Here is a 20,623-nt window from a genome sequence, read left to right as displayed (position 1 = left end):
GGCGGGGAACGGAAGAAGGCACTTCTTTGTGCCACAGACACATCGGTGTGCCTTTCACGTCCGGCCCTTCGACAGCGCCGCCACGCGGTGGGCCACTTCCATCGCCTGGTCGGCGTTGAGCCGGGGATCGCAGAGACTCTCGTAGCGTCCGGTGAGGCCATGGGCAGTGATACCCCGGGTACCGCCGAGGCACTCGGTCACGTCGTCCCCGGTGAGTTCCAGGTGCACCCCGCCCGGGTGGCTGCCGAGCGCGTGGTGCACCGCGAAGAAGCCCTCGATCTCGTCGGCGATGTCGTCCAGGTGCCGGGTCTTGTAGCCGATCGCCGACTCACGGGTGTTGCCGTGCATGGGATCGCACTGCCAGACGACCTGGCGGCCGGTCGCGGCGACCCGTTCGACGAGGGGCGGGAGCACGTCCCGGACCCGGGTGCTGCCCATCCGGCTGATCAGGGTGAGCCGTCCGGGTTCGCCGTCCGGGTCGAGCCGCTCGACGTACTCGGCGACCTGGTCGGGCCGGGTACCCGGGCCGATCTTCACGCCCACCGGATTGGCGAGCAGCGCGGCGAACGCGAGGTGCGCGCCGTCGGGCCGGCGGGTGCGCTCGCCGATCCACAGGAAGTGCGCCGAGCCCGCGTACGGCCGGCCGGGCTCGTCCGGGTCCGTCACCAGCAGGGCGCGCTCATAGTCGAGGAGCAGGGCCTCGTGGCTCGTGTAGACGTCGGCGGGGTGCCCCGAGCGCAGCATGCCGAGGGTGGCGCGGGCGTTGCGGTAGCCCTCGATCATCCGCACGGGGTCGGGGACGCGCGACCCCGCGTCGGGGGCCGCCGCGTTGACGATGTCGCCGCGGTAGACGGGCAGCCCCAGACCGTCGACGGGCCGGGAACGCGGCTTGGCGTACTGACCGGCCAGCCGGCCGACCGTGATCACGGGCAGCCCCGCCTCGTCCGCCAGGACCGCGGCCATCCGCCCCAGGGTGGCGACGGTGCCCCGGACGTGGTCCGGGGTGTTCCCGGCGAAGGTCTCGGCGCAGTCCCCTCCCTGGAGCAGGAAGGCCTCGCCCCGGGCGACCTGCGCCAGGTCCCCGCGCAGCCTCCGGACCTGGTCCGGAGTGACGAGCGGGGGCAGCGTCGCCAGGAACGCGGAGACCGAGCGCACCTGCTCCGGGTCGGGCCACGGGGGCTGCTGCGCGGCCGGCCTGCCCAGGGCCTCGGAAATCCGGTCACGCATTTCTCGGGAAAGGCCGGATTGTTCCTCGGCCGCATTGTCCGTCTGAACAGTCGGATGCATAGGGTCATTGAAACGGCAGGGGCGAACCCCTAGCAGTACCCCTAACCACTCCCTCACTTTCTCCGGTACGGCTCCGGGGGCCTTCGTCAATTGCCCTCCGGTCACCGTGATCCCTAGGATCGGCGACGTCCAGGACCGGCCCCGCGAAGATCGAGGTGGATCGTTTTGGCGCGTCAATGGCTGTTCGTGCGCCTGTATGGCGCCGCAGGGGCGGCCACGTCCCTGCCCCCCGTACTGCCGCGCCTGGCGCGGTACCTCCGGTCGGCCGCCCCCGGAGCCTGTTTCTTCTTCTCCCGCGCCGACGGCCCGGCGGGCCCGGCGGTCGACGCCTGGGTGGACTGCGATCCCCGGGCCCGTCCGGAGGTGGTGGAGTTGCTGCGCGCGCGGACCGGACCGCCGTGGCGGCTCGCCGTGCGGCAGGACGTCCGGCGCACCGCCGACCAGGCGCTTGAGAGCGGCCGGGACGTGACGGACGAACTCGCGGCGGTGTCCACCGCCTTCGCCCTGGCGGTGCTGCCGGAGGGCGCGCCGGACCCGGAGGAGGCGTTCCGGCTGGGCGTGACCCACCTGCGGGACCTCGTCGGGCTGCTCCCCGAGGACGCCGGGCCGGGGTTCCTCTTCCAGTGCTGGCAGCTCTGGAGCGCGGCACTCCCGCCGAGGCGGCGGGAGGAACTGGCCGTGGAGGCGGACGTGCGGGCGGCCACGGTGCCGCACCCTCGGTCGGAAGCCCGGCATGCCTACCTGGAGGGCACGCGGCAGGTCCTGCGGCGGGGTCCGGCCGGCGGCCTGCCGGAGCCGTACCTGCTCCTGCACCACGCGGGCGCCACGCACGACCGGCTCGGCATACCTCCCGCCTGGGGTGCCGCGGCGGCGCTCACCGTACGCAACGAGCTGACCGCACGGCCCGCACGGCTGCCGGCCACCGCGTCCGGGGGCCGGATATGAGCGCCCCGGCGACGCGCGAGGCGGGCTCCCGTGTCCGGGTGGAGTTGCGGGAGCGCTCCTACGACGTGCACATCGGCGCCGGCACCCGGCACCTGCTGGCCGAGTGCGTGGCCGGAGTCGGCGCCTCGCGTGCCGTGGTCGTCTCCGCGCGCCCGGCTGAGTGGGTGCCGGACCCGGGGGTGCCCCACCGCGTGATCGAGGCGCGGGACGGGGAGCAGAGCAAGACGCTGGAGACCGTGGGGAACCTGTGCCGCCAGTTCGCCGACGCCGGGCTCAGCCGGGGCGACGTGGTCGTCTCCTGCGGCGGCGGGACCACCACCGACACCGTCGGCCTGGCCGCCGCGCTCTACCACCGGGGTGTTCCGGTCATCCATCTGCCGACCTCGCTGCTCGCCCAGGTGGACGCCAGCACCGGGGGCAAGACGGCCGTCAACCTGCCCGAGGGGAAGAACCTCGTCGGCGCGTACTGGCAGCCCAGCGCCGTCCTGTGCGACACCGACTACCTGCGCACCCTGCCCGAGCGGGAGTGGCTCAACGGCTACGGCGAGATCGCCCGCTGCCACTTCATCGGCGCCGGCGACCTGCGTCGGCTCTCCACGGTCGAGCAGATCACGGCGAGCGTGCGGCGCAAGGCGGAGATCGTCTCCTGCGACGAACGGGACACCGGCCTGCGGCACTTGCTCAACTACGGCCACACGCTCGGGCACGCCCTCGAAGTGGAGACGGGCTTCCGGCTGCGGCACGGTGAGGCGGTGGCCGTCGGCACGGTGTTCGCGGGCCGGCTCGCCGGGGCGCTCGGCCGCATCGGCCCGGAGCGGATCGAGGACCACCTCGCCGTCGTACGGCACTACGGGCTGCCCTGGCGGCTGCCCGCGGGCGTCGACGACGAGGCGCTGGTCCGCCTGATGAAGCTGGACAAGAAGGCGCTCGGGGGCCTGGCCTTCGTCCTCGACGGGCCGGCCGGCGCGGAGCTGGTCCCCGGCGTTCCGGAGGCCGTGGTGAAGGAGTGCCTGGCGGGGATGGACCGCGACTGAGACGGGACCCGGGGGCGGCCGGGTGCCGGGGCGTGACGCCCCGGCACCCGGCCGCCCTCGGGCGTCACTCGGGGACGAGGTGCAGCAGTGCCTTCGCCGCCAGGCGGTACCCGTACGCCCCGAGACCCACCACGACTCCCCCGGCGAGCGGTGCGATGACCGACTCGTGCCGGAACGACTCGCGCGCCCAGACGTTGGAGAGGTGCACCTCGATCCAGGGGCGCGGGTAGGCGGCCAACGCGTCGCGCAGGCTCCAGCCGGCGATCATCAGGGCGCCCGGGTTGACGATCGCGCCGACGGTGTCGGGGTGGTCGTTGACCGCCCGGACGAGGGTGCCCTCCGAGTCGTCCTGGACGCTGGACACCGTCCAGCCCCGGTCCGCGACCTCCTCCGCCACGGCCTTCTCGATGTCGGCCAGAGTGTCGGTCCCGTAGATCTCCGGCTCACGGCGGCCGAGGATGCCGAGATTGGGGCCGTTGAGCAGCAGCAGCCGGCTCATGACACCACCTTTTCAATCGACGATGCTCACCCCATTTCTAGCCCCAGATATACCGGGCGCGAAACCGTGGAAAAACGGACTGGACACAGGGGGGTTGTAGGGGGTGGGCCACCGAGTTCACGTCAGGTATTTTCGACAAGCGCGCGGTCGACCACTCCCGCCGCTTCCCGAGAGGCATATCCCTCCGTCGAAGAACTTCTCCAGTGAGTAAAGGACAGGGACCGTGAGCATTTCCCGAGACGTTCCGGAATTCCCGGCTTGGCCGCAGTTCGACGACGCCGAGCGCGTCAATCTCCTCCGCGCCCTGGAGCAGGGCCAGTGGTGGCGCATGGGGGGCAGCGAAGTCACCGAGTTCGAGCGCGAGTTCGCCGAGTATCACGGCGCCGAGCACGCGCTGGCGGTGACCAACGGCACCCATGCCCTCGAACTCGCGCTCCAGGTGCTGGGGGTGGGTCCGGGCACCGAGGTGATCGTGCCGGCGTTCACCTTCATCTCGTCGTCCCAGGCCGCGCAGCGTCTCGGCGCCGTCGCCGTGCCGGTCGACATCGACCCCGGCACCTTCTGCATCGACCCCGCCGCCGTCGAGCGCGCGATCGGGCCGAGGACGGCCGCCATCATGCCGGTGCACATGGCCGGGCACATCGCCGACATGGACGCCCTGGAGAAGCTGTCCGCCGACAGCGGCGTGCCGCTGATCCAGGACGCGGCCCACGCGCACGGCGCCCGCTGGCAGGGCCGCCGGGTCGGTGAGTTCCCGTCGGTCGCCGCGTTCAGCTTCCAGAACGGCAAGCTGATGACCGCCGGAGAGGGCGGCGCCGTGCTGTTCCCGGAGGGCGAGCAGTACGAGCAGGCGTTCCTGCGGCACAGCTGCGGGCGGCCGCCGGCCGACCGCGGCTACTTCCACCAGACGTCGGGCTCCAACTTCCGCATGAACGAGCTCTCGGCCGCGGTGCTCCGCGCCCAGCTGGGTCGTCTCGACGGTCAGATCAGCCTGCGCGAGGAGCGCGCGCCGCTGCTCACCCGGCTCCTCGACCAGATCGACGGCGTGACGGCGCAGAGCCGCGACGAGCGGTGCGACCGCAACCCGCACTACATGATGATGTTCCGGCTCCCCGGCATCACCGAGGAGCGCCGCAACGCCCTGGTCGACAAGCTGATCGCGCGGGGCGTGCCCGCCTTCGCCGCGTTCCGGGCGATCTACCGCTGCCCCGGCTTCTGGGAGACCGGCGCCCCGGAGCTGTCCGTGGACGAACTCGCCGCCCGGTGCCCCACCACCGAGGCCGTGCACCAGGACACCATCTGGCTGCACCACCGCACGCTGCTGGGCACCGAGGAGCAGATGCACCGGATCGCCGACGTCGTCGCCGACACCCTGGCCACGGCATGAGCCGGCGTACCGGCGAAGGGCCGCTGCGCGTCGCGGTCGTGGGAGCCGGCTGGGCCGCGCGCTCCATCTGGCTGCCGCGGCTCACCGCGCACCCCGCGTACCGCGTCGTCGCGGTCGTGGACCCCGACCCGGAGGCGCGCGAGGCCGCGAGCCGGGACGCCTTCCCGGCGCTGGCGTCCGTGCGGGACCTCGCGCCGGACACGGTGGACCTCGTCGTCGTCGCGGTCCCCAACCATCTGCACGCCGCCGTCGCCGAGACGGTCCTCGGCGCCGGTGTCCCGGTGTTCGTGGAGAAGCCGGTGTGCCTGTCGTCGGCGGAGGCCGACCGGCTGGCGGCCGCCGAGTCGGCCGGCGGCGCGGTGCTGCTGGCCGGGAGCGCGGCCCGGTACCGCACCGACGTGCGCACCCTGCTGGAGCTGGCGGAGTCGGTGGGCACCGTCCGGCACGTCTCGCTGGGCTGGGTCCGGGCGCGGGGCGTCCCGAGCGGCGCCGGCTGGTTCACGCAGGCGCGGCTGTCCGGCGGCGGCGCACTGATGGACCTGGGCTGGCACTTGCTGGACGTGGCCGGGCCGCTGCTGGGCAACGCCAAGTTCCGGCACGTCCTCGGAGCGGTGTCGGACGACTTCCTCACCGACGGCGCCGCGCGCGCCGGATGGCGCGAGGACGGCCCGACGGAGATCTCCGGTGACGTCGAGGACACCGCGCGCGGCTTCCTGGTGGCACCCGACGGCCCCTCCGTGTCGGTCACGGCCTGCTGGGCCTCGCACCGGCCGGACGACGTCACCACCCTGGTCGTGGAGGGCAGCACGGGCACGCTGAGCCTGACCTGCACGTTCGGTTTCAGTCCCGCGCGCCAGGAGCACTCGGTGCTCACGCTGACCCGGCGCGGGCAGGAGACGGTCGTACCGGTCTCCGGGGAGCCGGTCGGCGCCGAGTACGACCGGCTGCTCGACGGCCTGCCGGCGCTGCTGGCGGACCCCGCCTCCCGCGGTCTCGCGGTCCGCGAGGCCGCCCGCAACGTCGACGCCATCGAGCGGCTCTACGACTCGGCGGCGTCGACGCGCCGGACGGCGCGGCCGGCGGCACCGGTGCCGCACCGGGACCGGCCGCTGCGGGCGGTGGTCTTCGACCTCGACGGCGTCGTGGTCGACAGTTTCGAGGTCATGCGGCAGGCGTTCACCCTTGCCTACCGTGAGGTGGTCGGCGACGGCGAGCCGCCGTTCGAGGAGTACAACCGGCACCTCGGGCGGTACTTCCCCGACATCATGCGGATCATGGACCTGCCGCTGGAGATGGAGGGGCCGTTCGTCCGGGAGAGCGCGCGCCTGGCCGACCGGGTCACGCTCTTCCCCGGGGTCCACGACCTGCTGCGGCTGCTGCGCCACCATGGCGTGAAATGCGCGGTGGCGACGGGCAAGGCCGGCTGGCGGGCCAGGTCGCTGCTCGACCGTCTCGGCGTCCTGCCGCTGTTCGACCACGTCATCGGATCGGACGAGGTGGCCCGGCCCAAGCCGGCCCCCGACATCGTGCTGCGCGCCCTCGACCTGCTCCGGGTCGACCCCGAGGAGGCGATCATGGTCGGTGACGCGGTGACGGACCTGGCGGCGGCCAGGGACGCGGGCGTGGCGGCGGCTGCCGCGCTGTGGGGCGAGACGGACGAGCGGTCGCTGCTCGCCGCCGCGCCCGAGCACACCCTGCGCAAACCGGCCGATCTCGCCGAGTTGTGCCTGCCCGCCGAGGCCGCCCTGGCCTGATCCGACCGGACCCGGCCGGACCTCCGGCCGGGTCCGCGGACGCTCCGCTCCTCCTTGTGCAGCGCCGTCGTTCTCTCGCCCCGGGCGCGTGCGGTCCCCGATGATTTTGAGCCAGTTGGCCGTGGACCGACAAGAAAACGCGCTTGCGGTTTATTCTCCCTGAGGGTGTTCGTTGTCACGTACAGTCGCATCGGCGGGACTGACAGCCAGCTTCAACCGAGTGGGGGACCGGTGATATGAGAGCCAATGAGGAGTGTCCGTCACCAACTCCCGACGGACAGGGTGCTCGATGAGGTTCTCCATACTCGGGCCGCTGAACATAACCGACAAGGGACGTCCCGTTCCTCTGGGGAGCGTCACCCAGCGGGCCCTGCTCGGTTATCTCCTGTTGCACGCGAATACCGTGGTGGCGACCAGCAGACTCCTGCAGGCCCTGTGGCGTGAGGAACCGCCGCCCACCGCGAGGAAGATCGTCCAGAACGCGATCTCCGGCCTGCGCCGCACCCTGGCCGAACCCGACGGCGACCGCTCCAAGCTCCTGGTCACCCATGCGCCCGGCTATGTGCTGCGCGCGGACCCGGCGACCATCGACAACTGCGAGTTCCAGGAACTGGCCAGGACCGGCCGGGCGGCACTGGCCGCCGGGCAGTGGGACGAGGCCGACCGCCACCTGCGCCAGGCGCTGGCTCTGTGGAAGGGCCCCGCGCTGGCCGACCTCGTGGAGGACGGCTACGACTGGCCGGAACTGACCGCCTTGCAGAACGCCCGGCACTCGGTGCTGGAGAACCGGATGGACGCGGCCCTCGCCGCGGGCCGTCACCTCGACGTCATCGGCGAACTGGAAGCCGTCGTCAGCACCGACCCCCTGCGCGAACGCCTGTGCCGGCAGCTCATGCTGGCGCTGTACCGCTCCGGTCGGCAGGCCGAGGCCCTGCGCGCCTTCCGCCGCACCCGCGCCGCCCTGGTCGAGCAGCTGGGTCTCGATCCCGGTCCGGAACTGCGCGAGCTGGAACGGGCGATCCTCGATCACGACCCCTCGCTGGTCAGCGGCGGAACGGCGATCCGCATGGCCTCACGGGGGACGACGGCTCCCCCGCCCCCCGGCGGCGCCGAGACCGCCGAGCCGTCCGCTCCGGCGGCAGCGCCCGGCACGCCGCCGGACACGGCCGCCGGTCCCGGACGGACGGCCGGCGGCTCCCCCGACCGTCCCGAGGACGAGCACAAGCGGGTGACGGCCGTCTTCGTCCGCGTCGACACCTCGGACTGCTCCGTCCCTCCCGAGGTGCTGGACCGTCTGCTCCAGCAGGTCCGCTCCACCGTGCGGCAGCAGACCTGCCTGTACGGGGGACGGAACCACGGCTCCATGGGTCCGGTCATCCTGTCCCTGTTCGGCACCGCGCAGACCCAGGAGGACGACGTGCTGCGGGCGGTCCGGATGGCGCTGGACGTCGCCGCGTACGCCGAGCAGGGGGTCCGGCTGCGGGTCGCCGTCTCCAGCGGGGACGCCCTGGTCCTGCGGGCGCCCGCGACCGAGGCGGACGACGAGCCCGTGGACGTCGCGGGCCGGTTCATGGAGACGGGACTCGGCCTGCTCCTGGAGGCCGCCCCCGGTGTCGTACGGGTCTGCGACACCACCCGGCAGGCCTGCGCGGAGCATTTCGGCTTCGCGACCACCGGCGCGAGGCCCGGTGGGCACGACGTGACCGTGGCGCTGCGGCCCGCGCTGGCGAGCCGGACCCATCTGCCGTTCGTCCAGCGGGACCGCGAACTGGAGCAGTTGCGCTGGTGGGTCGAGGAGGTCCGGCGCAGCAGGCGTCCGCACCTGGTGACCGTGCTCGGTGTGGCGGGCATCGGCAAGAGCCGGCTCATGCATGAGCTGCGCCGGGACGTCACCGGGCGGCCCGGGATGGGCTGCCTGGTGGGCTGCAACCGGGCGCTGGGGCCCAAGGAGCCGTACACCGCGCTGGCCGGCGTGGTGCGCGCCTACCTCGGTACGAAGGACGACGACCCGGCGCCGGAGCAGAACGGCAGGCTCGACGCCGCGGTGACCGACCTCGTGGGCACCGGACCGATCTCGGCCCAGCTGGCCGACGCGTTGCGCCCCTTGCTCTGCGCGGCCACCGGGGACGAACCCGGCCGGCACGCGCTGGCCGACCCGGAGCGTCGGCAGGCGGTGTTCACCGCGTGGCGCAGGTTCGTCGAGGAACTGGCGGTGCGCGAGCCGCTGCTGATCATCCTGGAGGACCTCCACCGGACCGACGACGCGCTGCTGGAGTTCGTCGGCGACCTCACCGAGAACGTCGGCAGCCTCCCCCTGCTCGTCGTCGTCACGGCCCGGCCCGAGCTGGTCAACCGCTCGCCGTACTGGGCCAGCGGGCGGCGCAACGCCACCACGATGAGCCTGGAACCGCTCTCCCGCACGGGCATCGAGGCCCTGCTGAGCAGCGTGGCCCGCCCCGGATCGGGCGCGCACGGGGCCGAGTCGTATGCCACCTTGACGGAGCAGTCCGGCGGCAACCCGCTGTTCGCGCTGGAGTACGCCCGCACGCTGGACGGCGCGGCGGACGACGATCCACCGCGGTCGGCGTGTGTCCGTCCGCGGCGCTCCGGGGCCGAGCCGCCGGTGCCGCCCCGGGTGCACGGCATCATCTCGGCGCGGCTCGACACCCTGCCGGCTGCGGAGAAGTCACTGCTCTACGACGCGTCCCTGTTCGGCAGCCCCTTCTACGAGCTGGAGCTGGCCGCGCTCAGCGACCGGGACCCCGAGGAGATCCAGGAGTGCCTCAGGTCCTTGGAGCGGCGCGAGTTCCTCCAGCGCTGCCGGCTGGGGCCGGAACTCGGCTCCGTCGAGTACGACTTCGTCCACAAGCTCGTCGGCGCGGTCGCGTACTCGCGCATGTCCCACGCCCGGCGGGCGGAGAAGCACCGCAGGGCCGCGCAGTGGCTGGCGGACCATTCCAACCGGCCGCTGACGCTGCTGGTCCACCACTGCCGGCAGGCGGTGGGCCACACCCGCGACGCGAACCTGTCCGTCAAGGACATCTCCGCGCACGTCTGCGACATCCTGATCGGCGCGGGGCAGCAGGCGAAGCGGCGGCGGGTGCCCGGGGCCGCCCGGTACTGCTACCGCTCGGCGCTGGAGTTCTGCGCCACGGGTGACCCGCGGTGGGAGGTGTTGCGGCGCCGGCTGTACGAGGACGCGAAGTCTCCGGTCTGACACGCGGTCACCCCGGTGACACGGCGGCGGCCAGGGCGGAACGGGCCACCGCGTCGGTGAGGCGTGAGGAGACCGGGTCGGCGCCGGGACGGGTGAAGTTCCCGCCGGCGAGGGCGGTGGTGAAGGGGCCCAGCGCGAACCGCCGCGGGTGCCTTCGGCCCGCCGCGTCCAGCACGGCGCCGTCCCGGCCGTCCACCGCGGCCAGCCCCGTGCGGTGGCGGAACCCGTCCTCCGTGCCGCCGCTCTCCCACAGTCCGCCGCGCGCGTACAGGGACCGGAGCAGCGGGTCCCTGCTGGCGGGCAGGGCACCGACGGGCAGCCGGGCCTCGACCAGTGCCCCGGCGGTCACCGGATCGCCCGGCACGGCGGGGCTGCCCGCCTCGAACCGGCCGGCGGCGGCGCGCACCCACATGTCCGGTCCGACGAACCGCACCACACCGGCCTCGGCCAGGGCGATCAGCTCGCGGATCCGGCCCGGCGGCGGGCCGCTGGCCAGATGGTTGAAGAAGCCCGCCCACCATCCGTCCACGTCGGCCGCGCGCGAGCGGAGCGAGAACCGGCCGCCGTCCAGCAGGGCGGGAAGCCGGCCGAACACCGACAGCAGCCCGTGGACGGCGCCCAGGTGCGCGCTGTGCCGGGGGTCGGACCGGCGCTCCAGGGCGGTACGCAGATACCCGCCGACGCCTCGTCGCAGAGCGGCCCGGTCGGGGAACGCCGCCTCGCCGAGGGGACGGTCCAGGGCGGCGAGGTCCAGGACGTCGGCGGGGTCCACGACCGTGCGCCGCAGCAGGTCACGCAGCTCACGGCTGTCCCAGGCGGCCGCTGCGTACTGTTCCGCGAACGCGTCGAGACCGCACCGCACCCGGTCGGGGTGGGCGGTGAACAGTTCGTGGTAGTAACCCCATCCGATCTCCTTGGCCGCGTGCGGCCACACGTCGCGGAAGAACTCCAGTCGCCCGGGTGTCTCGCGCAGGACGCGCTCCGGATCGAAGAACCCGGGCGGAGGGGGCGGGGAGGACAGCGCGTAGGCCGGCTTGGGCGGGAACGGCACTCCGCGCCGGGAACCGGCGTACAGCACCGGCTCCTCGCCGCTCGGCAGGTACCGCAGGCCGTCCGGTCCGTCCTCGGTGTACCGGCCCCCGCGTCCCTCGGTGACCAGCACCATCAGGTCGACGAAGGCCAGGCCGAGTCCGCGTACGAGGACCCGGGCGCCGGGCCGCAGGACGGAGAGGTCCTGGTCGGCGGTGTAGCCCGGCGGGAGGTAGCACAGTCCGTGGCGCTCGGCGTGGGCGGCCATGGCCTTCTGATCGGGCGAGAGCTCCACCTCCTGGTGCCCGACGGCGAGCACCACGGCGTCGGCCTCCACGGCCCCTCCGCCCGCGAGCACGACCCGCTGGCGCCCGCCGTGGTCGCGCACGTCGACCGCCCGGTCGCGGTGGTGGTGGAACCGGGCGCCGGGGGGAAGGCCGGCCACCGCCCGTTCGAACACCCAGGTCAGATAGTGGCTCTGGAGCCGGCGGGTGGGGTACGAGGTCTCGGACAGGTTCTCCAGTTCCCGGGCCACGCCGGGGTCGTCGACGCCCTTCCCCCGCTGCCGGGCCCAGTCGTGCAGCGAGGGCCCGGACCGGATCGGCCCGGCGCAGGTCACACCGGCGTCGGTGAACATGGTGACGTGCGCGGCCATCGTGTTGAGCATCAGCAGGGGTGACTGGTCGTGCCGCCAGACCCGTCCCGGGCCCGGCCGGCACGGGTCGATCAGGTGCACGTCCAGGGGCCGCTCGCCGAGCAGTTCGGCGGCGTTGGCGCCCAGCCGCTCCAGTACCGAGACGCCGCTCGGTCCGGCACCGACGATCACCACCGTCACCGGCGTCACAGCGCCTTCTCGAAGCAGAGCGCGGGCCTGCCGTCGGCGGGCGCCGGACGGCAGGGCACCCGGCGGTAGCCGACGGAGCCGTACAGTCCGCTCGCCTCCGGCTGCCGGGGACCGGTCGTCAGGTACAGCCTGTGGTATCCCAGCCGCCGCGCGGCCTGCTCGATCTCGGCGAGGACGCGGCTGGCCAGCCCGAGCCGGCGGCGGCGCGGGTGGGTCCAGATCCGTTTCAGCTCCGCGGTCTCGGCGTCATGGCGGCGGAAGCCGCCGCCGGCCACGGTCTCGCCGTCGAGGGTGAGGACCAGGAAGCCGCCGTGGGGCGGGGCGAACTCGTCCCGTGCGGAGCGGCTCATCTCGTCGTGGGCCGAGGGTCCGTAGCGGGCCACGTACTCCTCGGTCAGGCCCAGGTGCAACGGCGCGACCCGGGGGTCGTCGGCCGGCACCCGGTGCACCTCGATCCGCGCCGCGTCCCACGTCGGTTCCATGCGCCCCAGTCGACCAATCCGGGTTGCTCCGGTCAACCGCGTATGAGCCCTCGGTAACCGGCCAGTGGGCGCGCCCACCGCCCGGTAACTCCGGGCGAACTGCCCGTCTGCGGCCGTTGAAACGTGATCGCCGTCCTCTTTAGGTTCGAGCACGACCGGGTCGGACCACGCCATGTCGCAACGGGGAAGTACTGATGACATCTGCGTCCTTTCACGCCACCGGCGATGTGGTGGACACATCGGGCCGACGCGGCGCCCACGAGCTGCTGGCCCTGCGCCGGGTCCCCGCGCCCAGACCCGGCCGCTGGCTCGCCAGCGCGTTCCTGCTCGTGCTCCTCGCGCAGTTCCTGCACGGGCTGGTGACCAACCCGGGGTGGGAATGGCCGGTGTTCCGGGAGTTCTTCGTCGAGGGCAGCATCATGCGGGCGCTCGGCCTGACGCTGGAACTCACCGCGTACGGCACCGCGTTGGGCTTCTCGCTGGGACTGGTCATCGCGCTGATGCGTCTGTCCGGCAGCTGGCTGCCGGCCTCGGTGGGCTGGCTGTACGTGTGGGTGTTCCGTTCGGTCCCGCTCATCGTCCAGCTGCTGTTCTGGTTCAATCTCGCCTACCTGTACGACCGGTTGTCGTTCGGCGTGCCGTTCGGGCCGGAGCTCGTCTCCGTGCCGACCATGCGCCTGGTCGGGCCCATGGGCGCGGCCGTGCTCGGACTGGCGCTCCATCAGGCGGCGTACGCGGCGGAGATCATCCGTTCCGGCATCATCTCGGTCGACCGCGGCCAGGTGCTGGCGGCGGCCGCCCTGGGCATCCCCCGCCGGCGCCAGCTCTCCCGGATCGTGCTGCCCCAGGCGATGCGGTCCATCCTGCCGAATGCCTTCAACGAGTTGATATCGCTCCTCAAGGGCACGTCGATCGTGTCCGTGATGGCCTTGGGCGACCTCTTCTACCAGACGCAGGTGATCTACGGCCGCAACGGCCGCGTGGTCGCCCTCGTCATGGTCGCCACGATCTGGTACGTGATCCTCACCGGGCTGCTCTCCGTCCTCCAGTACTACGTGGAGCGGCGGTTCGCGCGCGGCGGGTCCCGGGCCCTTCCCCCCACACCGCGGCAACGGCTGCGCGCGGCGCTCTCCGGTACGGGGAAGGCGGCGCGGTGAACACCCCGATGGTCGAGATCGTCGACGTGCACAAGAGCTACGGCGCCACCAGCGTGCTCAAGGGTGTCGATCTGGTGGTGAAACCGGGAGAGGTCACGGTACTGATCGGCCCGTCGGGCGCCGGCAAGTCGACCCTGCTGCGGATGATCAACCACCTGGAGAAGGCCGACCGCGGCCTGGTCCTGGTCGCCGGGGAGCTGATCGGGTACCGGCGGGCGGGCAAGCACCTGCGCGAGCTGCGGGAGAGGGAGGTCCTGCGGCAGCGGACCGGCATCGGGTTCGTCTTCCAGGACTTCAACCTGTTCGCCAATCTCACCGTCCTCGACAACGTCGCCGAGGCGCCCCGGTCCGCGCAGGGCCGTCCCGCCAAGGAGGTGTACCCGCTCGCCCGCGAACTCCTGGAGCGGGTCGGGCTCGCGGACAAGGCCGACGCCCATCCGCGTCAGCTCTCCGGCGGCCAGCAGCAGCGCGTCGCGATCGCGCGCGCCCTGGCCCTGGAACCGAAGCTGCTGCTGTTCGACGAGCCGACCTCGGCACTCGACCCCGAGCTGGTCGGCGAGGTCCTGGACGTCATGAAGTCGCTGGCCGCCACCGGCACGACCATGATCGTGGTCACCCATGAGATGGGCTTCGCCCGGGAGGTCGCCGACCAGGTGGTCTTCATGGCCGACGGCCGGGTCGTGGAGCAGGGGCCGCCGCAGCAACTGCTCAGGACTCCGGCACACGAGCGCACCCGCGCGTTCCTCAACAAGATCCTTTGATCCCACACGGAGACAACCAATGCGTCGATTCCTGGCGGGTGGCTGGGTGTTCCTGCTCCTGCTGACCGGGTGCGCCGACGGCAAGGAGCCGACGGCCGCCACGAGTTCCGGCCTCAATCTCACCCCGCAGCAGAAGCGGCTCACCGCCACCGAGGTCGACGAGGTCGCCGCGCTGGTGCCCGAGCGCGTGCGCCGGGCCGGTGTCCTGCACATCGGCGGCACGATCGACAACACACCACCGCTGAGCTGCTACGCGACCGACAACAAGACTCCCATCGGGTTCGAACTGGACATCGCCGTCCTGGTCGCGGGGGTGATGGGTCTGAAGCCGGACCGTGAGATCACCTCATGGGAGAACATGTTCCTGGGCGTGGACAGCGGGAAGTACGACGTGGCGTTCTCCAACATCTCGGTCACCGAGGAGCGGATGAAGACGTACGACTTCGCCAGCTACCGCCGTGACCGCCTCGGTTTCGAGGCGCGGGAGGGCAGCGACCTGAAGGTCGACGAGCCGGCCGATCTGGCGGGCAAGAGCGTCGCGCTGGCCTCCGGGTCGACCCAGGAGAAGATCATGCTGGAGTGGAGCGCCGAGAACCGCGAGGCCGGGCGCCCCGCGATCGACATCCAGTACTACCAGAAGGCGTCCGACTACTACCTGGCGCTCCAGTCGGGACGGGTGGACGTCTACGTCGGTCCCAGTTCCAGTGTCGTCTACCACGCCGAGACCACCGGCCAGACGGAGCTGGTCGGTGTGGTGGACAGCGTGACGGACACCATCGACAGCCAGGTCGGCGCCATGAGCCGCAAGAACGACGGAACGGCGAAGGCGGTCGCGGCGGCCGTGAACGAGCTGATCCGTGACGGCAAGTACCAGAAGGTGCTGGACCGCTGGGGCCTGGGCGACCAGAAGATCAGCGAGTCGCTGGTCAATCCGTCGGTCGGGGAGGGCGCCTGATGCGGACCCCGTTGTACCTCGGGGCCGCGCTCGACGGTCTCGGCGCCCACCCGGCCGCCTGGCGGCTGACCGGCACGCCTCCCGAGGCGCTGTTCGACCCGGAACGCGTCGTGGCGCTCGCGCGCCTCGCCGAGCAGGGCGGACTGGACCTGGTCACCCTCGACGACCAGGTTCCCGCCACCCCGGAGCCGGGGCACGCCCACGGTTCCCTCGATGCCTGGCTGGCCCTCACCCTGGCGGCCTGCCGGACCTCGCGCATCGCCCTGTTCCCCACCGGTGTCGCCCGGGGCGAGCCGGCGGCGACGGCGGCCAGGGCGGTCACCCTGGACCGCATCGCCGGGGGCCGCGGCGGCTGGCGTCCCCGGGTGGCGCTCAGCGACGATGAACGGCGCCGGGCCACCGCCGATCCGGAACGCTACGCCGCCTTCACCGAGGAACGCTTCGCCCACGCCGAGGAGTTCGTCGCCTCGGTCGCCGCGTTCTGGGACAGCCGGCGGGAGGAGTCCGTGCTCAGTTCGCACGCCGTCGATCTGTCGGGAGACCATCTCGCGGTGTCCGGGCACGCCCGGGTGCCGACGCCGTCCTCCGGTCCGCCGATGACCGCGGTCCTGGCCCACTTCAGCACGCCTTTCCGGCTTGCCGCGCGCCATGCCGACCTCGTCTTCGTCACCCCGTTCAGCCGTGCCGACGTCGACGCCGTCCGCGAGGAACTGGACGGGCTGTGCGCGGCCCTCGGAAGGGCACGGGCGCCGCTCGCCGTCCTCGCCGACCTCGACGTGGTGGTCGCGGGGACCGAGTCCGAAGCGGCCGAGCGCAGGGACCGCCTCGACCGCTGGATACCGTTCACCTCCGATTGCGCCACCTTCACCGGAACGCCGGAACAATTGGCGGACCTCATGGCGGAATGGCACAGAGACGGCGGGGTCGACGGTTTCCGGATTCGCCCGGCCGTGCTGTCCGACGACCTCACCGCGGTGGTGGAAACCGTGGTGCCGTGTCTGCGTAAACGGGGTCTGCTGGACGACGCGCCCCGTGTTCCACTGCGCGCCCGGCTCTTTGGCGCTTCAGTCTGATTCCGCGTTACCACGTTCACTCTGGGGGAGACGTCATGCTTTTACTGGAACGTGAGAAACACAAATCACTGCTGAAGTCGCTCGTCGGTGCATGTCTGGCCGGCCGGGGACAGGTGCTGCTGATCGAGGGCGTGGCGGCGAGCGGCAGGACGGCCCTGCTGCGCCAGGCCGTCGAGGACGCGGAGCGGGCGGGCCTGCTGGTCATGCGGGCCTCGTGCTCGCCGGTGGAGAAGGACCTGGCCGGGAGCGTCCTCAGCCAGCTCCTGCTCAGCATTCCGGCGCCGGGCGCCCTGGCCGATCAGGCGGTACCGGGCTACCACGAGTTCTGCCGGCAGATCCTGCGCCTGACGGCGCGGGCGCCGCTGGTCGTCGCGGTCGACGACATCCACCACGCCGACGCCGAGTCGGCACAGAGCCTGCTGTACCTGGCCCGCCGGCTGGGAGCGGCCCGGGTCCTGCTGGTGGTGACCTCCCAACGGGACGACGGGCAGGCACCGCCCCTGTTCACCGCCGAACTGCCGTGCGGACCGGGGACCCACCGCCTGGAGGTGGAACCGCTGTCCGAGGACGGCACGGCCGCCCTGCTGGCGGACCGCCTCGGCCCGCGGCCCGACACGGCCCGGCTCGCGACCGAGTTCCACCGGATCAGCGGCGGCAACCTGCGGCTGCTCGACGCGCTGACCGAGGACGTCCGTCGCGGCGGCCGCAACGGCCGCGACCACGTCACCGCCCGGGGGTACGGCGCGGCCGTGGTCGGGCTGCTGCGGCGCGGGGAGCCGGCCGTGCTGCGCACCGCGCAGGCGCTGGCCGTCCTGGGCGGGCGCGGCACTCCGGAGCGGGTCGCCCGGCTCACCGGCCTCGACCAGGAGCACGAGACGGGCACCGGAACCCTGACCGGGTCCGCGTCGGTGGAGCGCGCGATCGCCGCGATGACGGCGACGGGTCTCCTGCGGGACGGCCGGCTGCCACACCCGGCGGCCCGCGAGGCCGTCCTCTCCACCGTGACCGGCGCCGAACGCGCCACCCTCAACCAGCGCGCGGCACGGCTGCTGCACGGTCTCGGGGAACCGGCGTCGGCGGTGGCGTGCCACCTCGCGCAGGCACGCCGGCGGGTGGAGCCCTGGGCGGTGCCGGTGCTCGTCGAGGCCGCGGAACAGGAACTGCTCGCCGAACGGAACGAACGTGCCGCCCGCTATCTGGAGCTGGCACACGAAGCCTGCCCCGACCCGGCCGACCGCGCCGCCGTGCTGGCGAAGCTGACCGACGCGCGGTGGCGGGTCAGTCCGTCGGCCGCGGCCGGGCACCTGACGCCCCTGGTGGCCGCGGCGCGGACGGGAGACCTCGGTGACGACTGCCTGCCGGACCTCGTGCGGCAACTCCTGTGGCACGGCCGGCACACGGACGCCGCCGCGGTGCTCGGCCGGCTGCGCGAGGCGGCCGCCTCGGACGCCCCGCTGGCGCAGGAGGTCCGCCACCTCGACTCCTGGCTGGCCTTCTCCCACCCCCGGTTCGCGCACCGGCGGACCCAGCCGGCCGCCCGAGCCGCGTTCGGCGGCCCCCCGGCCGCCGGCCGCGCCCTGGCGACACCGGCCGGCAACGACCCGTGGCTGGCGCTGGCCGGATCACTCTGCGACCAACTGGTGAGCGGTGGCGGCGGCGACCGGGCGGCCGCACTGGAGCGGTCCCTGCGCAACCTCCGTTCCCGCGGCAACCCGGCGTGGGCGCACGAGACCGCGGCCCTCGCCCTGCTCGGCCTGCTCGACCTGGGCCGCTACGACCTGGTGCTGCAGCGGTGTGCCGCGCTGGGCGCGGCCGGCGGCGAGGACGAGGCACCGACCTGGCACGCCGTACTGGCGAGCCTGCGCGCGGAGGCGCTGCTGCGCCGCGGCGATCTGGAAGACGCGCTGCGGACGGCGCGGGAGGCCCTCACCCTGCTGCCGGCCCACGCCTGGGGGGTGGCCGTCGGGTTCCCGCTGGGCACCCTGATCACGGCGGCGGTGCGGTCGGGCGACACGGAGACGGCCGAACGGTACCTGGCGTTCTCCCCGCCCGAGGCGATGTCCCAGAGCCGTTTCGGCCTCTACTACCTGCACGCCCGCGGCACCTACCACCTCGCCGTCCAGCGGGCCTACGCCGCGCTCGCCGACTTTCTGGCCTGCGGTGATCTGGTCCCGGCCCTGGGGCTGGAGGCCGCGGCGCCGGTCCCCTGGCGCACCAGCGCCGCCGAGGCGTGGCTGCGGCTGGGCAACGACGACCGGGCGCGCCGCCTGGTCCGGGAGGAGCTGGCCTGCTCGGACGCCTCGGGCGGCGTCGGCAGTGCTCGGGGCCGGTCGCTGCGGATGCTCGCCGCGGTCAGCACTCCCGAGCGGCGACCGCAGTTGCTGCTGGAGGCCGTCGAGCTGTTCGAACAGTACGGGGAGCAGTACGAGCAGGCGCGGGGCCTGGCCGACCTCGGCTACGCCTACTCGGCCCTGGCCGACAACCGCCGGGCCAGGACGACGCTGCGCCGGGCCCGGTATCTCGCCACGTCCTGCGGGGCGGCGCCGCTGGGCGAGGAACTGCTCGCCTTCCAGGGGACCTCGGACACGTCGGTGTCCTGCGAAGACGACGGCAGCCGGCTGACGGAGGCGGAGCGACGCGTCGCGCACCTGGCCGTGCTCGGCTACACCAACCGGGAGATCGCGGCGAAGCTCTACATCACGGCCAGCACCGTGGAGCAGCACCTGACCAGGATCTACCGGAAACTCGACATCAAGCGCCGCCGGGATCTCCCGGCCGACCTGGGCACCACCACCCTGCACGGGCGTCAGCGGCACGCTCAGCGGCCGTCGACCAAGCGCTCGGCGTCGTAGGCGTGCCGCGCGGCGGAGATCTCTTCGCGGTGCCGGGTGGCCCAGTCGGTGAGCGAGAGGAGTGACTGATGCAGTTCCTGCGCCATGTCGGTGAGCCGGTACTCGACCCGGGGCGGGACGGTGGCGTACACCGTGCGGGTGAGCAGGCCGTCCCGCTCCAGGTTCCGCAGGGTGAGCGTGAGCATCCGCCTGCTGATGCCCTCGATCGACCGCTCCAGCTCCGTGAACCGCACCGGGCCGCGGGCCGCGGCGACGATGATCAGGATGCTCCACTTGCCGGCCACGCGGTCCAGCACCTCGCGCACCGGACATGCCTCGCCGACGATCTCGTGCGGCGCTTCCGTCTTCACCTGCGGCATGGGACAGCTCCTTCCCCCACCTCCCATGGTGCCAGCCCGGTGTCCCCTGTTACAACCGCGTGCCCGACGGGAGGCCGGAAGTGACCGGAACCCCTCTGTCAGGCACGACGCGGCTGTACGCGGTCCTGGGCGACCCGGTGACCCAGGTCCGGGCGCCGGAGCTGGTCAACCCGGTCCTCGCCGCCCTCGGCGTCGACGCCGTGGTGGTGCCCGTGCACGCCCCGGCGGAGCATCTCGCCGCCGTCGTGGGCGGCCTGGTCCGGGCGGGCAACGTCGACGGGCTGCTGGTCACGGTTCCCCACAAGGCCGCCGTGTGCGCCCTGGCGGACGAGCTGGGGCCGGCCGCCGCGCTGAGCGGTACCGCCAACGCGATGCGGCGCGGTGCCGACGGCCGCTGGCTCGCCGACAACTTCGACGGGCTGGGCTTCGTCCGCGGGCTGGAGGCGTCCGGGCATCCCGTGCGGGGCAGACGGGTGGTCCTGGTCGGGGCGGGCGGGGCCGGGAGCGCCGTCGCGGTGGCCCTGCTGATGGCGGGCGCCGGGCCGGTCTGCGTACGGGACGTCGACGAAGGCCGGCTCGCCGGGCTGCTGGCGCGGCTCGGCTCCCGGTGGCCGCGGACCGTCCGTGCCGAGGCCCCGGGGGACCTGGCGGCGGCCGACCTCGTCGTCAATGCCACACCGCTCGGGATGCGGCCGGGGGACCCGCTGCCCTTCGACCCGGCCGCCGTCCGGGCGGACGCGGTGGTGGCGGACATCGTCATGAAGCCCCACGAGACCGCCCTGCTGCGGGCGGCGGCCGCCGCGGGCCGGCGGGTCCACCACGGTGTTCACATGCTGGAGCAGCAGGTGCCATGCTACCGGGAATTCTTCGGCTGGCCCTGAATTCGGTGCCGCCTTAGGGGTATTGCCTCCGTCCGGCCGTCAAGTCAGGGATGACTTAGGGGGTTTGATAGGGGCTCCGCACTCCGGAATTCACGCGAGACTCGAAG

Annotated in this window: 16 protein-coding genes; 11 read left to right on the top strand and 5 right to left on the bottom strand. The window is 73.0% G+C overall.

The window, feature by feature from the left end:
* Positions 1–54 precede the first annotated feature (54 nt).
* Complete coding sequence (locus Sdagh_RS04915; protein WP_190077812.1) at positions 55–1,227, bottom strand: 3-deoxy-7-phosphoheptulonate synthase; 1,173 nt, start codon at positions 1,225–1,227, stop codon at positions 55–57.
* A 246-nt stretch (positions 1,228–1,473) separates the two neighbouring features.
* On the opposite strand from Sdagh_RS04915, the gene Sdagh_RS04910 reads away from it, so the two are divergent.
* Positions 1,474–2,232 (top strand): hypothetical protein, encoded by a 759-nt coding sequence (locus tag Sdagh_RS04910; RefSeq protein WP_190077811.1) that lies wholly within the window; start codon positions 1,474–1,476, stop codon positions 2,230–2,232.
* Positions 2,229–3,266: a 3-dehydroquinate synthase family protein gene (locus Sdagh_RS04905; RefSeq protein WP_189422089.1), complete on the top strand. Its 1,038-nt coding sequence runs from the start codon at positions 2,229–2,231 to the stop codon at positions 3,264–3,266. Before Sdagh_RS04910 ends, Sdagh_RS04905 begins: the two co-directional genes overlap by 4 nt.
* Before the next feature lie 64 nt (positions 3,267–3,330).
* Here the strand turns inward: Sdagh_RS04905 and Sdagh_RS04900 are convergent, their stop codons facing one another.
* Complete coding sequence (locus Sdagh_RS04900) at positions 3,331–3,765, bottom strand: type II 3-dehydroquinate dehydratase (RefSeq protein ID WP_189422090.1); 435 nt, start codon at positions 3,763–3,765, stop codon at positions 3,331–3,333.
* Between the two features lie 223 nt (positions 3,766–3,988).
* On the opposite strand from Sdagh_RS04900, the gene Sdagh_RS04895 reads away from it, so the two are divergent.
* From Sdagh_RS04895 to Sdagh_RS04885, 3 genes are all read left to right on the top strand, one after another.
* A complete protein-coding gene (locus Sdagh_RS04895) occupies positions 3,989–5,152 on the top strand; it encodes a DegT/DnrJ/EryC1/StrS family aminotransferase (protein WP_189422091.1) in 1,164 nt (387 codons plus the stop codon).
* A complete protein-coding gene (locus Sdagh_RS04890; protein WP_189422092.1) occupies positions 5,149–6,906 on the top strand; it encodes an HAD-IA family hydrolase in 1,758 nt (585 codons plus the stop codon). Before Sdagh_RS04895 ends, Sdagh_RS04890 begins: the two co-directional genes overlap by 4 nt.
* A gap of 289 nt (positions 6,907–7,195) precedes the next feature.
* On the top strand, positions 7,196–10,123 hold the full coding sequence (locus Sdagh_RS04885) for an ATP-binding protein (RefSeq protein WP_190077810.1): 2,928 nt from the start codon (positions 7,196–7,198) through the stop codon (positions 10,121–10,123).
* Between the two features lie 7 nt (positions 10,124–10,130).
* On the opposite strand, the gene Sdagh_RS04880 is transcribed toward Sdagh_RS04885, so the two are convergent.
* Both Sdagh_RS04880 and Sdagh_RS04875 read right to left on the bottom strand, forming a co-directional pair.
* A complete protein-coding gene (locus Sdagh_RS04880; protein ID WP_226534579.1) occupies positions 10,131–11,996 on the bottom strand; it encodes an FAD/NAD(P)-binding protein in 1,866 nt (621 codons plus the stop codon).
* Positions 11,993–12,478 (bottom strand): GNAT family N-acetyltransferase, encoded by a 486-nt coding sequence (locus tag Sdagh_RS04875; protein ID WP_189422094.1) that lies wholly within the window; start codon positions 12,476–12,478, stop codon positions 11,993–11,995. The genes Sdagh_RS04880 and Sdagh_RS04875 overlap by 4 nt, the downstream gene beginning before the upstream one ends.
* 194 nt (positions 12,479–12,672) lie before the next feature.
* On the opposite strand from Sdagh_RS04875, the gene Sdagh_RS04870 reads away from it, so the two are divergent.
* Genes Sdagh_RS04870 through Sdagh_RS36420 form a run of 5 tightly spaced genes read left to right on the top strand, consistent with a single transcriptional unit; the run spans position 12,673 to position 19,276 of the window.
* The gene (locus tag Sdagh_RS04870) at positions 12,673–13,635 is read left to right on the top strand and encodes an amino acid ABC transporter permease (RefSeq protein WP_189422095.1); all 963 of its coding nucleotides are present in this window, start codon (positions 12,673–12,675) and stop codon (positions 13,633–13,635) included.
* Positions 13,636–13,643: 8 nt separating this feature from the next.
* Entirely contained in the window at positions 13,644–14,396 is a 753-nt protein-coding gene (locus Sdagh_RS04865; protein WP_190077837.1) for an amino acid ABC transporter ATP-binding protein, read from the top strand.
* Between the two features lie 19 nt (positions 14,397–14,415).
* Entirely contained in the window at positions 14,416–15,351 is a 936-nt protein-coding gene (locus Sdagh_RS04860; RefSeq protein ID WP_189422096.1) for an ABC transporter substrate-binding protein, read from the top strand.
* A complete protein-coding gene (locus Sdagh_RS04855; RefSeq protein ID WP_190077809.1) occupies positions 15,351–16,424 on the top strand; it encodes an LLM class flavin-dependent oxidoreductase in 1,074 nt (357 codons plus the stop codon). Before Sdagh_RS04860 ends, Sdagh_RS04855 begins: the two co-directional genes overlap by 1 nt.
* A gap of 35 nt (positions 16,425–16,459) precedes the next feature.
* Positions 16,460–19,276, top strand: coding sequence for a helix-turn-helix transcriptional regulator (locus tag Sdagh_RS36420; protein ID WP_190077808.1), 2,817 nt, complete (start codon positions 16,460–16,462; stop codon positions 19,274–19,276).
* On the opposite strand, the gene Sdagh_RS04840 is transcribed toward Sdagh_RS36420, so the two are convergent.
* Entirely contained in the window at positions 19,243–19,635 is a 393-nt protein-coding gene (locus tag Sdagh_RS04840; RefSeq protein WP_189422099.1) for a winged helix-turn-helix transcriptional regulator, read from the bottom strand. The two genes, Sdagh_RS36420 and Sdagh_RS04840, sit on opposite strands and share 34 nt — an antisense overlap.
* A gap of 80 nt (positions 19,636–19,715) precedes the next feature.
* Between Sdagh_RS04840 and Sdagh_RS04835 the strand changes: the two genes are divergently transcribed.
* On the top strand, positions 19,716–20,516 hold the full coding sequence (locus Sdagh_RS04835; RefSeq protein WP_226534577.1) for a shikimate dehydrogenase family protein: 801 nt from the start codon (positions 19,716–19,718) through the stop codon (positions 20,514–20,516).
* Positions 20,517–20,623 lie beyond the last annotated feature (107 nt).

This window comes from Streptomyces daghestanicus, from assembly GCF_020521275.1.
In the GTDB taxonomy this organism is placed as follows: domain Bacteria; phylum Actinomycetota; class Actinomycetes; order Streptomycetales; family Streptomycetaceae; genus Streptomyces; species Streptomyces griseoviridis.
Note: the sequence above shows the minus strand (reverse complement) of the source record. Positions and strands in the feature narration are given on the sequence as shown.

What these genes read in the sequence shown, in the direction of transcription:
- Sdagh_RS04915 (WP_190077812.1), bottom strand. Translation starts at nt 1,227, where the DNA reads ATGCGTGACCGGATTTCCGAGGCCCTGGGCAGGCCGGCCGCGCAGCAG.
- Sdagh_RS04905 (WP_189422089.1), top strand. Translation starts at nt 2,229, where the DNA reads ATGAGCGCCCCGGCGACGCGCGAGGCGGGCTCCCGTGTCCGGGTGGAG.
- Sdagh_RS04900 (WP_189422090.1), bottom strand. Translation starts at nt 3,765, where the DNA reads ATGAGCCGGCTGCTGCTGCTCAACGGCCCCAATCTCGGCATCCTCGGC.
- Sdagh_RS04890 (WP_189422092.1), top strand. Translation starts at nt 5,149, where the DNA reads ATGAGCCGGCGTACCGGCGAAGGGCCGCTGCGCGTCGCGGTCGTGGGA.
- Sdagh_RS04885 (WP_190077810.1), top strand. Translation starts at nt 7,196, where the DNA reads ATGAGGTTCTCCATACTCGGGCCGCTGAACATAACCGACAAGGGACGT.
- Sdagh_RS04875 (WP_189422094.1), bottom strand. Translation starts at nt 12,478, where the DNA reads ATGGAACCGACGTGGGACGCGGCGCGGATCGAGGTGCACCGGGTGCCG.
- Sdagh_RS04870 (WP_189422095.1), top strand. Translation starts at nt 12,673, where the DNA reads ATGACATCTGCGTCCTTTCACGCCACCGGCGATGTGGTGGACACATCG.
- Sdagh_RS04865 (WP_190077837.1), top strand. Translation starts at nt 13,644, where the DNA reads ATGGTCGAGATCGTCGACGTGCACAAGAGCTACGGCGCCACCAGCGTG.
- Sdagh_RS04860 (WP_189422096.1), top strand. Translation starts at nt 14,416, where the DNA reads ATGCGTCGATTCCTGGCGGGTGGCTGGGTGTTCCTGCTCCTGCTGACC.
- Sdagh_RS04855 (WP_190077809.1), top strand. Translation starts at nt 15,351, where the DNA reads ATGCGGACCCCGTTGTACCTCGGGGCCGCGCTCGACGGTCTCGGCGCC.
- Sdagh_RS36420 (WP_190077808.1), top strand. Translation starts at nt 16,460, where the DNA reads ATGCTTTTACTGGAACGTGAGAAACACAAATCACTGCTGAAGTCGCTC.
- Sdagh_RS04840 (WP_189422099.1), bottom strand. Translation starts at nt 19,635, where the DNA reads ATGCCGCAGGTGAAGACGGAAGCGCCGCACGAGATCGTCGGCGAGGCA.